Source organism: Marnyiella aurantia (assembly GCF_014041915.1).
Taxonomy (GTDB): Bacteria; Bacteroidota; Bacteroidia; order Flavobacteriales; family Weeksellaceae; genus Marnyiella; species Marnyiella aurantia.
Genome location: NZ_CP059472.1, coordinates 644207 through 658773, shown reverse-complemented (window position 1 = coordinate 658773; position 14567 = coordinate 644207). Strand labels below are relative to the sequence as shown.

The following is a 14567-nucleotide window of genomic DNA, read 5'->3' as shown; positions in this document are numbered from 1 at the left end:
CTTATGAATAATATGGAAGAATACAGATTCCCATTGGGAAAATATGAACCCGCAGGAGAGATCAGTGATGCCGATGTAGACGATTACATCCGTGTCCTCAAGGATTTTCCCGGCCGCCTGAAGAATATCGTAGAGTCCTGGACAGACGATATGCTGGATACGCCCTACCGCCCGGGTGGATGGACGGTCCGGCAGTTGGTGAATCATATGGCCGACAGCCATATGAACAGTTATATTCGGTTTAAACTTGCACTTACCGAGGATAACCCCGTTATTAAACCATATAATGAAGCCAGGTGGGCCGAACTACAGGACAGTTTTACGATAGACATTAAACCGGCATTGCGGATCCTGAAAGGCTTGCACCAGCGATGGGTATATGAGTTGAAAGCTTTAACCAACCGCGAACTGGAACGCACCTTCGTGCACCCTGAGCAACAGAAAAAAATAACACTTCGTGAGAGTCTGGCTTTCTACGCCTGGCACTGCAGCCATCATCTTGCCCATATTGAAAATCTGAAAAAAGAGAAGGGCTGGTAATGCTGAACAGTCTGCACCGCCTCTGTGACCAGGACGAACTTAAGCAGCGTCTTTCCTGCCTGGCAGAAGATGCTTCTCCCACATGGGGGCGTATGAATGCCACGCAAATGCTGAAGCACTGCCGCCTTGTGCTTGAGATTCCACTGGGGAAAGTTACGGTTCCGGCACCGCCGCGCATCATACGCTTCATTGGGATAGTGACTAAAAATGAAATGAAACTTTTCAACAACGGTATTCCCCGCAATATGCCTACTTTTGCTGAGTTGCGTGCTTACGAATGTGCAAATTTCGAAAGCGAAATGGTAGAACTTTTGCATACTCTGGATCAGTACTGCGAATTTGCAGATGCTGAAAAACTTCCGGATTTACACCCATTATTCGGCAAGATGCAACCAAAAGACTGGGGTTTTCTGGAGTACAAACATTTACATCATCACTTAAAACAATTTGGATTATGAGTTTACTAAACAGACTATTCGGAGGGAATGACAGTCAAGGGGAAGAAAAAGACCGGGCTTTTTGGAAAATCCTGACTTCCGAACAGATGCTGGAAGATGCTGTAAAGAAATCGCATGAGAAAAAGGTGGTGCTGTTCAAACATTCCACCAGATGCTTCATCAGCCAGACCGTTTTGAAAAATTTTGAAAGGGAAGTGAAATCGTCTGATAAGGACGCCGAGTATTATTTTCTCGATTTGCTGGCCTTCCGTAATTTGTCCAACAGGATTTCCGAACTCTTTGATATTGAGCACCAAAGCCCGCAAATGATTGTGCTGGAGAACGGCAAGGCCATAAAAAATGCGTCTCATAACAGTATTTCGCTGGATTTAGTTTAGATATTTAAAAAAAATAAGTATTATTGCAGAACCAAAACGGGGGATTAGCTCATCTGGCTAGAGCGTTAGACTGGCAGTCTAAAGGTGGTCGGTTCGATCCCGATATCCTCCACAATAACTACGGCACTTACAGGCAACTGTGAGTGTTTCTTTTGTGCTTAAGATCGCTGGAGATAATTTATGTGAGAATTGTGCAATTCGTTGCGCCTTTGTGTTTTATAGAACCAAGAACCAAGAGCCAAGATTTCCGAGCTGCGTTTGCGACTTGACGATGATACTCCTTTGCAACTCTGTCCGCTCTCCATGTTAAAAACGTCTCGCCTGAATTCAAAATTCAACATCCATAACTCAAAACCGCCGTGCTCTTCGTGCTTTCTCTGTGTCTCTGTGGTTTATAGAACCAAGATTTCAGACCTCAGATTTCCGACTTGCTTTTTTGCGGTTTGACGATTATACGCCATTGCAACCCTTTACGCTCTCCGTGTTAAAAACGTCTGGCCTGAACTCAAAATTCAAAATCCAACATCCATAATTCAAAACCGCAGTGCTCTTCGTGCTTTCGCTGTATCTCTGTGGTTAGATGGTTAGAAAGTCTACCCGGTAATTCAAAATCCAAAATCCACAATTCATAATAAAGAACGTTCTACTACATCCTGCTAACTGTTTACGTATAACTTTTAAATTAGTTGACCCGATGCCTTCATAAATTTATTACTAAAACTGCAAGAAAGTGCATTTATACCGTAAATATTTACAGCAAATTTCATCCATAAATGCTTTGTGAATACAGATAATGTTATTAGATTTGATTTAATGAACATCCTAAGGATATATTAATCGGAATGACGCCTTATTTTAATACTCCCTGCATGAAAAAACAATTCCTTTTTGCTTCGCTGGTTCTGATAAAGGTCGCATTAGGTACAAATCACGTACAGGCGCAAAATTCTGAGTCGGTTACCGCGGCAGTCAGCATTAATTTAGCTGACGTTATTTCAATGGATGTGGGAACTGCCGCTTCAGAAGGAAGTGTTAATTTCAATTATGCGAATACGGCAGATTATAATTCTGCCCAGAATGTGACTGTTCCCAACAGTTTGGTTATCATTTCATCCAAAAACTTCGACGTTAAGGTAAAATCTGAGGGCGCCAATTTTGTAAGTGGCTCAAACGCTATCCCGGTTGATGTTCTAAAGGTAAAGGCAGTATCAGGTGGAACCTTAATGGGAACTATGAATGAGGTTACATTGTCAACTGCTGACCAGGTATTGGTGAGTAATGCGGCTTTGGGATACAGACAGTCTTTAAATATTGCCTATTCTATTTCAGCCGAAAAAGCCTCAAAGGTCCTCCTTGGAAAGCCTAAGGGAACTTACGTCCAAAAGGTTATTTATACCGCCACAGCATTATAAGCAGAAAACAAAGTTTATACAGCCCTCAGCACTTGAAGTGTTGAGGGCTTTTGTTTTTAATTGCTTTGCGATAATCTGTGTAGTTATTTTACTACACCAACTTCCAATTTCCACTACAAAGAAGCTTTGATCGCCGCTGTAAATTTGCAGTATCAAAAGAGAACAACTAAACAAACAGTAACAAATCAAATTAAAAATATCATGAAAAAATCATTCGCAATCGCAGCCTTAACCTTTGGAGTAATTGTATTAGGAACTAACACTGTTCAGGCTCAAAACACGACCGCCACTACAACAGCTACAATTACACTAGGTGATGTAATTTCTATCGACGCGGGAAGTAGTGCGATTGGTGGAACAGTGGCTTTTAATTATGCTACAGCGGCAGATTATAATTCAGCTCAAACAGTTACTCAGGATAACGCGATTAAAGTAACGTCAACAAAGAACTTCACTGTAAATGTAAAAGCGGAGGGTGCGAATTTCCAGAATGGAGTCAACCTAATTCCGGTAAATGTTTTAACGATTAAAGCTGCAACTGGAGGAAACATGGCAGGAACACAAAACACTGTAGTGTTATCTACAACTAATCAGCCGTTAATTGTAAATGCGCCACTTGGAAGCGCCAGAACGTTGAACATAGATTACACCATTCCTGCGGCGAAATCTTCATCTTCTGATATCTTAGGTAAACCTGCAGGTGTATACACTCAGAAAGTTATTTATACCGCCACAGCATTATAATTAAGCACCAATATTTATATGAGCCCTTGATACTTTATAATGTAGAGGGCTTATTTTTTAAGCGAGTACCGAATCTGTAGTTATTTTACTACATCAACTTCCAATTTCCACTACAAAGAAGCTTTGATCGCCGCTGTAAATTTGCAGTATCAAGAGAGAACAACTAAACAAACAGTAACAAAATCAAAATTAAAAATATTATGAAAAATTCATTTGCAATCGCAGTCTTAACATTCGGAGCAATCGTATTAGGAACCAACACTGTTCAGGCTCAAAACCATAATGCTACTACAACCGCAAAAATTACCCTGGGCGATGTTATCTCTATCGACGCAGGAAGTACTGCAATTGATGGTGCAATTGCCTTTAACTATGCTACCGCAGCGGATTATAACACCGTACAAACTGTGGCTCAGGCGAACGCTTTGAAAGTAACTTCAACGAAGGCATTTGATGTAAAAGTAAAAGCAGGTGGTGCAGATTTTCTAAATGGAACCAATAAAATTCCGGTTAATGTTTTGACAATCAAAGCCGCTGCAGCTCCCGGTTCAATGGGTGGAACAAAATCTGATGTTAACTTATCTACAGCCGACCAGACTTTAGTGGCAGATGCTCCACTTGGAAGCGCATTAACGTTGAACCTGGATTATACCATTCCTGCAGCGAAATCGTCTTCAGCTGACATTCTGGGAAAACCCGCGGGAACTTATACACAAACAGTAATTTATACTGCGACCGCTAAGTAAGCACACTAATCAACAGCATTTTACGCCCTCAGCATGCAAATGTTGAGGGTTTTTAATTGGATAAATAAGCCATGTAGTTATTTTACTACATCAACTTCCAATTTGCACTACAAAGAAACTTTTAAAGCCGCTGTAAATTTGCAGTGTTCAAAAGAGGACAACTAAACAAACAGTAACAAATAAAAATTAAAAATATCATGAAAAATCAATTCGCAATTGCAGCCTTAACTTTCGGAGCCATCGTATTAGGAACTAATGTTCAGGCGCAGAATTCTACCGCTACTACAACTGTAAATATTACCCTAAGTGATGTGATCTCTATCGACGCGGGAAGTACTGCAATTACGGGTGTGGTTGCATTTAATTATGCTACTGCTGCGGATTACAATTCAGAGAAAACAGTTCCTCAGGCAAACGCTTTGAAAATAACTTCAACTAAGCCCTTTAATGTGAAAGTAAAAGCCGGTGGCGCGAATTTCGTTCACGGCACCACTGCAACCAACATCATCCCAGTAGATGTTTTAACAATTAAAGCTGCCAGCAATGCCGGAACCATGGGCGGAACAAAAAGTGCTGTAGTTTTGTCTTCATCAGACCAGAATTTAGTTACAAATGCTCCACTTGGAAGTGCCTTAACACTGAACCTGGATTATACGATTCCTGCAGCGCAGTCATCATCTGCCAAGATCCTGGGTAAACCGGCCGGAACTTATACGCAAACTGTTACTTATACTGCCACTGCTTTGTAATTAAAGTCAACTGACACAAGCCCTCAGCATGTTAGGTGCTGAGGGTTTTTCTTTTTAAAAGTCGTGTAGTTATTTTACTACAATCACTTCCAATTTGCACTACAAACAAACTTTGTTGACCGCTGTAAATTTGCAGTGTTCAAAGAGGACTTTTATTTAGGTTTCAGTAGTTTTGGCAATTCTTTATTTTAACAAAATTATCATGCGCAAGTTTATTCACCTTTTCACTTTCTTCCTTATCCTCGCAGGTACCTCGTCACTTTTGGCACAGAGTATCTCTATGTCGCCTACGCGTCTGTTTTTCACAGGTAATCCCGGGGAAAAAGTAACACAAACGGTTACGCTTCACAACAGTTCGGATAAGGACTATGTTTTTAACCTCAATTATAAAGATTGGGTTAGGGAAGAAGACGGCAATAAAGTTTATCTTGAGGCAGGCAGTTCAAAAATTTCAAATGCTGCCTGGGTTTCCACACTCGAGAACTCCGTAACAGTTCCCGCGGGAGCCAAAAAGGAGATTACTGTAACCATGCAGATTCCGGCTAACGCGCCAAAGTCGGTTACCAACAGCATGTTATTTTTTACTCAGCTTCCTCAGCAGGCCGATCAGGCACGTGTTCAGAACGGAATTGGTATCATTACCTTATTTGAAGTGGGACTTCATATCTTTTATACGCCACCGGGAAACAGCGTAAAAAGTCTGGATATTACCAATATTGCAGAGGTTAGTACTGATAATTCAGCAGGCAGAAAGGTAGCCGTAAGCATTCAGAATGACGGAAACACAATTAACGATGCCACGGTGGAATTTGAACTGACCGACACTGACACCGGTAAGGAAATAAAACTACCTGCCATTTCAATCTCCATGCTGCCAAATACCAATCAGCTGGTTAAGTTTTCTTTGCCAGAGAATATTTCAGGAAACTTCCTGGGCGTAGCCATCATTAAAATGGCAGGCTCCAATGATTTACGTGTAGGCGAAAAAAACTTTAAATTCTAAAATCACGTGTTGAGACCACAAAATGAGATACCAGCTTCGGTCCTTAGAAGAGCAGCCTTTTTCTTGGCCTTTGTTCTTCTGAACTTTTCTTTCGCCTTTGCGCAGGAAAAGAAGGTGGTGGAAATTCATTTTGAAAATGAGACCGTAACAGTGGAGAAAGGTTCCACTTTTACCAATTTTCTGGTTATTCAGAATAACAGTTCTGAAGAGATTACCATTCAGAATATAATGCCTCAGGAAAAATATCCGGGTTTGCTGTTATATCCTAAAAGTGATTTTACTCTGGGTGCCGGTCAGTCCAAACGTCTGCCGGTAAAACTCATTGCCAATCTGGAATTCATGAAACTGAGATCCAATGAGATCAGGTTCAATATTTCTTATACTGCTTCAACGTACGCCCAAACTGAGAGTGCTTCTTTCTTTGTTAAAAAAGACGAAAACAAAAACATCGCGGTTTACACGGCTTCTTACGAGAATTTCATCAATCCTGCCGAGCCACACTCTTCCATTCGGCTATATGTGGAAAATCAGGGTTACAGTAAACGGACCGTTAAAATCGATCTGCAATCCATTCCCGATGGCCTGGAGATGATACCTGCACAGCAAACGTTATCTCTGGAAGGTCTTGAAAAGCAGATGGTTGAAATCAGAATCGCGGTAAGAAAACAGAATACACTTTTCCCGGAATTCAACATTAATGCGGTAGCAACCGATCTTGCCGATAATGAAATCGTGGGCAGCAATACTGTTCATCTTGTAATTTTGTCAAACAACAGACAGATTGCACGCGGAAACGAAACCGTGAGCGGAAGTAATTTTGCCGAAGTGGGTTACAACGAAAACAGTTCAGGTTTCAATTATCTTCAGCTACGCGGAAACACAGCGTTTGCGGTAGCTCCAAATATGAGCGCACGGCTGAATCTGGGGGCAGATTATTTTCTTGAAGAAGGACGTTATAACCTCTATGATACCTGGCTGGAAGTTGAGAGAAAAAATACGGTTCTGCGTGTGGGAAACATTAATGGCAACGATTACGATTATGCCGTTTATGGCCGCGGTGGCAAAATTTCAACCAGGCTCGGAACAACCGGTCAGGTGGAGATTTTGGCTGTGGAGAATAACTTTAACCTTTATGGTAATTACTTCCAGCAGGCAGAAGGCTCTAAAATGGCAGGTGCAAAGTATAGTTTTGGAAACGGTAAAACATTCAATGGTAAAGCTTCCTATATATTCGACCATGATCCGCGCTTTGGTGTAGACACACAGGTAGCCAATGCGGTTTCCTCTTTTTTAATTACTGAAAAACAAAGTGTACGGGTGGAGGCGGGCTTAAGCCACGAAAAAGGCCTAACCAACAAAGACGAAAATGCCGGTGCTTCCATGGGATTTAATTACAGTGGCACACTGGGAAAATGGGATATTCAGTCGGATAATTCATTTGCCACAAAAAGTTATGCAGGCCTTAAGCGTGGGTCATTTTTCTCAAACCAGCGTGTTGGTCTCCGGGTTACAGACTCGCAGCGCGCCTTTGTACAATATCAGAACTCGCAGGTGGACCCGGAATTTCTGAGCTTTCAGAGTGCACCTGTTCAAGCCGGAAATGCCGAAAATGTCCGCTATTACTTCAACAGTACCGAAGCTTTAGGAACAGGTTACCAGGTTTCTCTTAAGGATTGGAATTTCCTGATAGCTCCTAAGGTCGAAAGACAGAAAACAGCCAATTTTTACAATTCGCAGGAGCTCTTTTCTTACCGTTTGGAAACAAATATCGGTACTGCATTAGGTGCGCACGGATTAAATCTGACCGCAGAATATTCCTACTCGAAAGAGAACGAAAATCCCGATTGGTTCAACAGTCTTAAAACGACGTTATCGTACAGGTATAAATCCTTTTCATTGAACGGAACCGCGCAGTGGAACGCCACCAATGTCTTTGATCTGAATTCCTTTTACGATGTGGACCGTAATTTTGCCAATTACAACGTATATGCCTCCTATAATTTTCAGATGCTTGGTAATGATCTTATTGGATCATTTTCGGCCGGCACCTCTTATTCTGAACTTTATAAAAACCTGAACAGCAATGTAACCGGAAATCTGGAATATAAAATTTCACCTTCTTGGTCGTCTACAGGTTATTTTAATTTTTCGGGTTATAAATCCAATGCGGCTTTTGGAAGCAGCGGCAGTTATTACCAGTACCGTGTTGGAATCAAAAAATATTTTGCCTCAGCCACCGCTCCTGGAAATCATAAAGTAACTGTCCAGTTGTTTGAGGATAAAAACTATAACGGGCTTCTGGAAGCAGGCGAACCGGTACTTGCCGGTGAAATTGTGAAACTGGACAGTTTTGTGGCAATGACAGATAAAAACGGAAAAGTGGTGTTCCAGAATGTGCCCCAAGGCACTTACATACTTAAGGTAAACGAGAGCGCCGGTGCCCGCCTTATGATGGATCCTGTAATGATGGTAAGCAGCAATATTAACCGTAAAGTAGGTTTGGTGAAAAACATCAGGCTGACTGGTAAACTGACAGAGATTAGGCAGGCTTACGATGTTTTGGAGACTGATGTAACAGGTATCGTGGTGTATGCGAAAAGTGAGGACGGCACGGTACATACCTCTGTTGTAAACCAGAATAATGAGTTTGAATTCTTCCTGAAAGACGGAAAATACGAAGTTTATATCGAAAATGACAAATACAGCTACACGCAGCCTGTACAAACTGTTCAGGTAACCAAAGAAGGTTTTACAGATACCGTGGTTTTTGAATATAAGAAGAAAGACACCACCATAAAGGTGAAAAAGTTTTAATTTTAGAGATATGAAAGCAATCAGGGGTTTTATAATAGTGATCTTTACCATCTGCTGCGGGTCAACAGTGACGAAAGCGCAGGATGTGTACCTATCAATTCCTGAGGATAATATTTTTAACAGGTCTGAATTTACTTCATTGCCCACAACTGTAATGAACACAAGCAGAACAAACTGGGATTATGCTTTTTTTGGATTAGGTCCGGTAAGTCCTACATTTACCTCTACGTCAGGTGCAAATTTTATTCAGTCATCTTCCTCATTGACCTTACCCAATACTGTTCTTCTTTGGCAGCTGGAAAGTATGGGCGGTCAAATGCCATCTACTGGATATTTGGGTTATTTACCGGGGTTTCAGTCCTTTAGTACAGGGGCGGTAAGATGGTTTGAGCCGCCGTCATCGGTACTTGGCGGCGGATTTAACCGCGGAAATATTAATTTCACGTTCAAGATTCCTGCAGCTCAGTTTGCTGCGAACGCATTTCAGGCGGGTAATTACTCCATGAATATTACTCAGAATTATGATTTTACACCGCGTAATTTCAGAACTGTTTTAGTTATTCCGGCCTCCGTCCGATGGCTAACAGCCTCTCCCACAAAGTATATTGAAATATCTTCTCTGAATGACTACCGGATTACAGGCACGCGGGTTTTGGGAAATTTAGGTAATGCCGAAATCGGGCATACGGTTGATTTTAATTTATGGGCGAAAGCTGCTGCAAACAATATACAGTTCGTTTCCTCCAAAGGAACCCAGGGAACCAGAAATATAGCCACTATTAAATTGGGCAGCAATGGCTCAGCACTTACAACCAAAGCTTTATCGTCCACTTTTCAGAATTTTTCGGCGGCTAATTTCAATGTAATACCCGGAAACAGAAACAGTTTCATTCCGGAACTTTATGTTTCTGCAGAAGATCTTAAAACCCACTTTTTTGAAGCCGGAACGTATACTTTTGAACTGAACTTTAGTGCCAGAAGTACAGATAACTCAATAAACAGCCTGCAAAATACCGCCGTTCAGTTAAAGGTGCTTCCACGGTCTGAGATCACCATCCCAAGTTCCGGACAAAATGTAAATTTCAACTTTAATACCGCTGCCCATTACGCCAATGGGCAGTCGCAGACGATTCAAAAACAAATCAAATTGTCCAACAATGAGAGTTTCGAACTCTACGTAAAGTCAGACGAAAATTACTTTAAAAAAGGCGGCGTTCAGACCGCCATTAACTCCAATATTTTACAGATTGGGCTGGAGGGAAGTTCTGCAAACGTGCCCCTATCCAAAACCCCGCAAAAAATACTGACGAACGGAACCCCGGTATTGGACCGCGAACTCAATGTTAGATACACCATTCCACCCGCAGGTGCTCAAACTTTGGTCGGGAAGGAAAGCAGCACTTACTCTGTCAATGTCTACTACAGTTTTACAGCAATTTAAGTACACTTCCTAACAATATCTTCTCCTTATGGACAACCTCAATTCTACTAATCCGGACCAATCCGCGACTGATAAATTACATACGTTCGAGAAAAAATATGCCGATGTTTTTGAGTTTTTGGTTTTTTCGGCCGCTAAAATGACCAACATGGAGCATTGCAGTTTGAGTATTACCATAGAAGAGCAGGTTTATATTCTTGCTTCTACCGAGGCGTCTGTTACCAGAATTTATCCCGTCAATCCTCATTTTGAAATGAATGATGACGATTCTGTTTATCTGCCTGAACATGCGGATCTTAAATTCCGTAGAAGTTATCCCGTTTCGGGTCTTGATGGCAAGATGACCGGACATCTGAATTTATTTGCCAACCAGGTGCAAGACTTTGATGACGAAGTTCAGCAGATCATTGAAAAGGTTGTAAGGCAGGCCTCAAAATGGTTTTTTTATAAAGAACAGGAACAGCAGCTGAACAGTTATGATGCACTTTTCGAAACCTCGAACGATTTGTTGGGCGTTTTTTCGTTGGACGGAAAATTCGTGAAATTAAATCCGGCCTTTTCGAAAATGCTTGGATGGAGCGACGAACAGTTTATGAGCAGAGGTTTTATCGAATTTGTTCATCCGGAAGACAGGAAAAATACTTTACAAGTAATAAATACATTGGCACAGGGTGATTCTTTAGTGAACTTCACCAACAGATACATCATCAAATCCGGAGCGGTGAGATGGATAGAATGGACCTGTACTCCTGAACTGCAGTCCGGATTGGTGTACACCATCGGAAGGGACGTTACAGAATTTACCACCAAACAAAAATTACTCGAAAGAAATGAACAGAAATACCGTGATCCTTTTGAAAAAAACCAGGGAATAATCAGTATACATGATGACGAAGGTTATCTTTTGGATGTAAATGAAGCCGGCCTTAAGGCTTCTGGTTATTTACGAGAAGAGTTGAAGCACCTTAATCTTTACGATCTCATCATCCCGGAAAAACATCAAAATGTAAAAGCGTATCTGAGCCAGATCAAAACTTCAGGTCAGGCAATAGGTGAAATGACCATCCGTAAGAAAAACGGAGAAAAAGCAGTTTGGCACTTTATGAGTGCGATAGACGAAGATGTGGATGGTAAAGTACAGGTAATTGCTAATGCAGTGGATATCACTGAAAGAAAAAAAATGGAAAATGAAATTGTTGCCGCAAAAGAGTTTGCCGAAAAAGCGTATGTGCTGAAATCGGAGTTCGTGGCCAACATGAGTCATGAGATCAGAACGCCTTTAAATGGAATTATCGGCTTTACAGAACTCCTTCTGGAAACCAAACTGGACGATACACAGAGGCAGTATCTCGACATTATCAACCAGTCCGGCGTGTCGTTGTACAGCATCATCAATGATATTTTAGACTTCTCAAAATTGGAAAATCAAAAACTTAAGCTCAACCTTGATAAAGTGGAGATTGAAGAACTGGTTTCAGAATCCTTCAATATGGTTGCGTACAGCAATACCAAAAAGCAGCTGGAAATGCTTATTGATATAGACGATGCCATCCCCAGATATATCTGGACGGATGAGTTGCGCCTGAAACAGGTGTTCGTAAACCTCCTGAGCAATGCATTAAAATTCACCGAAGAAGGAGAGATTGTTTTATATGTTCGGGTTTTAGATGATTTGGACGGTGGAAAGAAACGGTTTCGGTTTGGAGTCCGCGATACCGGTATCGGAATCAACCGCGAAAAACAGGCGGAAATCTTCAACGCCTTTTCGCAGGAAGACGGTTCTATTACCAAAAGATATGGCGGTACAGGTCTGGGACTAACGATCTCTAACCAGATTTTGGAACTGGCCGGTAGTATTTTACAGCTGGAAAGCGAGCAGGGAAAGGGCAGCGATTTTTTCTTCGATATTGATTTTGATACCGAGCAGGAGGAATATGATCTTAGCTTAACTGATATCAAGCGTGTGCTGGTGGTAGACGATAACGAAAACAACCGCAAAATCCTGAAAAGGATGCTGGAACGTAAAAATATCGAAGTAACGGAATGCGACAGCGGCCTTAAAGCCTTGCTTTTAATCATGGACAAGTCCGAATTCGATGTAATTATTATGGATTATCATATGCCGGTCATGGATGGTGTGGAAACCATCAGGAAAATGAAAGAAATTATGCCGGAAGCTACCCACGCAGCACCGTATATTGTCTTGTACAGTTCGTCCGATGATGGTAATTTACAGGAGGCGTGCGACGAGCTGGAGATAGAAAACAGGCTTGTCAAACCGATTCGCATGAAGCAGATGTATCAGGTTTTAGCGGGCTTAAAGAATTCTGAAAAGAAAAAACCGGAGCAGGTCAAGATTGTCGAAACTGAAGTCCTGAAGAACGAAGTAAAAATCCTGATTGCCGAGGATAATACAATTAATATGCTGCTCACCAAGACCTATTTAAAGGATATTCTTCCGCAGGCTTTGATCATCGAAGCCAAAGATGGGGTGGAAGCAGTTGAACTTTACGGGAAAGAGAACGCGGACCTTATTTTAATGGACATCCAGATGCCCAATCTCAACGGTTTGGAAGCCACCAAAAAGATCAGACTGCTGGAAAGAGATGTTGAAATCCCAATTATTGCACTCACGGCCGGCGGTCTTCCGGGCGAAAAAGAAAGGTGTTTGCAAGCCGGAATGTCAGATTTCTTAACCAAACCTTTGTTAAAACAAAGCCTTTCGGATATGATCAGAAAATGGTTTGGCAAAGAAATGGATAAGGGCAACGCATAAATGAAGCTTTAAATAATATTGAAGTATTTTTGCATTCCTGCCTTATTTATGAATGACACTATCAACGACCTGCATTCCAAGATCGAAAACCTGAAAAATGAGATCAGTTTTAAGAACGGACTGATTTCCATTTTGTCGCATGACTCCAGGTCAATGTTCGGTAATTTTCTGTGGCTCACCGCAGCGCTGGAACAGGAAACCATTACTAAAGAAGATTTTTTTAAGATGTTGCCCCAGGTAAAGAGCGATGCGCAGAAAAACCTGCAAACCGTTCAGGACAGCACCGCCTGGCTGAAAACACAGTACGGTGATTTTAAAATAAAACCTGAGAAAATCGCCGTGATCGGACTCTTTCAGCATCTTGAAGAAAAATACGCTGGCGGTTTAAAAGAAAAAAACCTCAGTTTCCGTTTTCAGGGCGACACCAGTGCATTTATTGAGACAGACCGAATTCTGATTGAATTTGTGCTGGACAAGATTCTAAATAACGCGGTGAAATATTCAATGCCCGGCCAGGATATTTACTTAAATGTAATTACAGAAGAAGCTCAGGTGATACTTTCTGTGACCGACTCCGGAACGGGAATGGACGAAAAGTTTTTAGCAAACATTTACACTTATGATAATCCCGTATTCCAGGGAACCGCGGGCGAGACAGGCGTGGGGTTGAGTTTGAAAATTGTTAAAAATTTCATATCCTTGATGCAGGGAAGCATTGAAATCATTTCGTCTGCAGATAAAGGCACCACTGTATCCCTTTTTTTACCAAAAATGAATGAATGAAGGAGTTAAAAGAAAATGTACGCATTATAGTAGCAGATGATCACGGTATTGTTCGTATGGGTTTAATACAGACGCTTAAACGTCTCCTGCCTGAGGCTGTAATTACCGAGGTGGAGGATTTTAAATCGATGTACAGAGTCATTTCGGACCAACAGCAGGACCTGGCCATTATGGATGTTAATATGCCTAACGGTACTGTTCAGGAAGCCATAGATTTCATAAAAATTAAGCAGCCCAAGCTGAAGATTCTCATATTCTCCTCCCAGGACGAAGAATTATACGCTTTGCGCTATCTGAAGATGGGTGCTGGTGGTTATCTGAGCAAGCAAAGTCCTGGCGCAGCCATTGAGACGGCTTTAAACTCAATGCTCACCACCGGCCGCTATGCCAGTGAAGCCGTAAAGGAAGCCATGTTTTTTGAATCTGTGAGTGGCAACACCAAAACTTCCCCTGTCGAAATACTCTCTGACCGTGAACTCCAAATTGCCAACAAACTCGCCGAAGGGCTTCCGCTCAAAGAAATTTCCAATCAGCTGAACCTTCATTCATCCACCATCAGCACCTATAAAAACCGGCTCTTCGAGAAACTTCAGATAAAGTCCATACCTGAACTTGTTGAGATTCTCAGGATGTATAATCAGTAAGAAATGAGATGTCAGACTTGAGATATGAGATATCAGATATCAGACATCGCACATTATTTTACCGCCGTAAGGTTGGGTTA

At 41.7% G+C, this 14567-nt stretch carries 13 protein-coding genes and 1 tRNA gene; all 14 read left to right on the top strand.

Annotated elements, in window-relative coordinates; genetic code table 11:
• The first annotated feature begins 3 nt into the window (after window positions 1-3).
• The 14 genes from H1R16_RS03055 to H1R16_RS02990 all read left to right on the top strand — a co-directional run bounded on the left by H1R16_RS03055 (window position 4) and on the right by H1R16_RS02990 (window position 14487).
• Window positions 4-540, top strand: coding sequence for a YfiT family bacillithiol transferase (locus H1R16_RS03055; protein ID WP_181885715.1), 537 nt, complete (start codon window positions 4-6; stop codon window positions 538-540).
• On the top strand, window positions 540-998 hold the full coding sequence (locus H1R16_RS03050) for a DUF1569 domain-containing protein (protein ID WP_181885716.1): 459 nt from the start codon (window positions 540-542) through the stop codon (window positions 996-998). The genes H1R16_RS03055 and H1R16_RS03050 overlap by 1 nt, the downstream gene beginning before the upstream one ends.
• Complete coding sequence (ytxJ, locus tag H1R16_RS03045; protein WP_181885717.1) at window positions 995-1375, top strand: bacillithiol system redox-active protein YtxJ; 381 nt, start codon at window positions 995-997, stop codon at window positions 1373-1375. The genes H1R16_RS03050 and ytxJ overlap by 4 nt, the downstream gene beginning before the upstream one ends.
• A gap of 38 nt (window positions 1376-1413) precedes the next feature.
• Window positions 1414-1487, top strand: a tRNA-Ala gene (locus H1R16_RS03040).
• Window positions 1488-2244: 757 nt separating this feature from the next.
• Window positions 2245-2787 carry a peptidoglycan-binding protein LysM gene (locus tag H1R16_RS03035; protein ID WP_181885718.1) on the top strand — a complete coding sequence of 181 codons (543 nt, stop codon included), beginning with the start codon at window positions 2245-2247 and terminating at the stop codon, window positions 2785-2787.
• A 201-nt stretch (window positions 2788-2988) separates the two neighbouring features.
• Window positions 2989-3531 carry a peptidoglycan-binding protein LysM gene (locus tag H1R16_RS03030; protein ID WP_181885719.1) on the top strand — a complete coding sequence of 181 codons (543 nt, stop codon included), beginning with the start codon at window positions 2989-2991 and terminating at the stop codon, window positions 3529-3531.
• A gap of 200 nt (window positions 3532-3731) precedes the next feature.
• Window positions 3732-4277 (top strand): peptidoglycan-binding protein LysM, encoded by a 546-nt coding sequence (locus tag H1R16_RS03025; RefSeq protein WP_181885720.1) that lies wholly within the window; start codon window positions 3732-3734, stop codon window positions 4275-4277.
• Between the two features lie 197 nt (window positions 4278-4474).
• Complete coding sequence (locus H1R16_RS03020) at window positions 4475-5026, top strand: peptidoglycan-binding protein LysM (protein WP_181885721.1); 552 nt, start codon at window positions 4475-4477, stop codon at window positions 5024-5026.
• A gap of 202 nt (window positions 5027-5228) precedes the next feature.
• Window positions 5229-6029 (top strand): Fn3-like domain-containing protein, encoded by an 801-nt coding sequence (locus tag H1R16_RS03015; RefSeq protein WP_228451022.1) that lies wholly within the window; start codon window positions 5229-5231, stop codon window positions 6027-6029.
• Window positions 6030-6038: 9 nt separating this feature from the next.
• A complete protein-coding gene (locus H1R16_RS03010) occupies window positions 6039-8843 on the top strand; it encodes a collagen binding domain-containing protein (protein ID WP_181885722.1) in 2805 nt (934 codons plus the stop codon).
• A 10-nt stretch (window positions 8844-8853) separates the two neighbouring features.
• A complete protein-coding gene (locus H1R16_RS03005) occupies window positions 8854-10284 on the top strand; it encodes a hypothetical protein (RefSeq protein ID WP_181885723.1) in 1431 nt (476 codons plus the stop codon).
• A 28-nt stretch (window positions 10285-10312) separates the two neighbouring features.
• The gene (locus tag H1R16_RS03000) at window positions 10313-13060 is read left to right on the top strand and encodes a PAS domain-containing hybrid sensor histidine kinase/response regulator (RefSeq protein ID WP_181885724.1); all 2748 of its coding nucleotides are present in this window, start codon (window positions 10313-10315) and stop codon (window positions 13058-13060) included.
• A gap of 48 nt (window positions 13061-13108) precedes the next feature.
• Window positions 13109-13843 (top strand): sensor histidine kinase, encoded by a 735-nt coding sequence (locus H1R16_RS02995; protein ID WP_181885725.1) that lies wholly within the window; start codon window positions 13109-13111, stop codon window positions 13841-13843.
• Window positions 13840-14487 carry a response regulator transcription factor gene (locus H1R16_RS02990; RefSeq protein WP_181885726.1) on the top strand — a complete coding sequence of 216 codons (648 nt, stop codon included), beginning with the start codon at window positions 13840-13842 and terminating at the stop codon, window positions 14485-14487. The genes H1R16_RS02995 and H1R16_RS02990 overlap by 4 nt, the downstream gene beginning before the upstream one ends.
• Window positions 14488-14567: the final 80 nt, after the last annotated feature.

What these genes read in the sequence shown, in the direction of transcription:
- H1R16_RS03055 (WP_181885715.1), top strand. Translation starts at nt 4, where the DNA reads ATGAATAATATGGAAGAATACAGATTCCCATTGGGAAAATATGAACCC.
- H1R16_RS03050 (WP_181885716.1), top strand. Translation starts at nt 540, where the DNA reads ATGCTGAACAGTCTGCACCGCCTCTGTGACCAGGACGAACTTAAGCAG.
- ytxJ (WP_181885717.1), top strand. Translation starts at nt 995, where the DNA reads ATGAGTTTACTAAACAGACTATTCGGAGGGAATGACAGTCAAGGGGAA.
- H1R16_RS03035 (WP_181885718.1), top strand. Translation starts at nt 2,245, where the DNA reads ATGAAAAAACAATTCCTTTTTGCTTCGCTGGTTCTGATAAAGGTCGCA.
- H1R16_RS03030 (WP_181885719.1), top strand. Translation starts at nt 2,989, where the DNA reads ATGAAAAAATCATTCGCAATCGCAGCCTTAACCTTTGGAGTAATTGTA.
- H1R16_RS03025 (WP_181885720.1), top strand. Translation starts at nt 3,732, where the DNA reads ATGAAAAATTCATTTGCAATCGCAGTCTTAACATTCGGAGCAATCGTA.
- H1R16_RS03020 (WP_181885721.1), top strand. Translation starts at nt 4,475, where the DNA reads ATGAAAAATCAATTCGCAATTGCAGCCTTAACTTTCGGAGCCATCGTA.
- H1R16_RS03015 (WP_228451022.1), top strand. Translation starts at nt 5,229, where the DNA reads ATGCGCAAGTTTATTCACCTTTTCACTTTCTTCCTTATCCTCGCAGGT.
- H1R16_RS03005 (WP_181885723.1), top strand. Translation starts at nt 8,854, where the DNA reads ATGAAAGCAATCAGGGGTTTTATAATAGTGATCTTTACCATCTGCTGC.
- H1R16_RS03000 (WP_181885724.1), top strand. Translation starts at nt 10,313, where the DNA reads ATGGACAACCTCAATTCTACTAATCCGGACCAATCCGCGACTGATAAA.
- H1R16_RS02995 (WP_181885725.1), top strand. Translation starts at nt 13,109, where the DNA reads ATGAATGACACTATCAACGACCTGCATTCCAAGATCGAAAACCTGAAA.
- H1R16_RS02990 (WP_181885726.1), top strand. Translation starts at nt 13,840, where the DNA reads ATGAAGGAGTTAAAAGAAAATGTACGCATTATAGTAGCAGATGATCAC.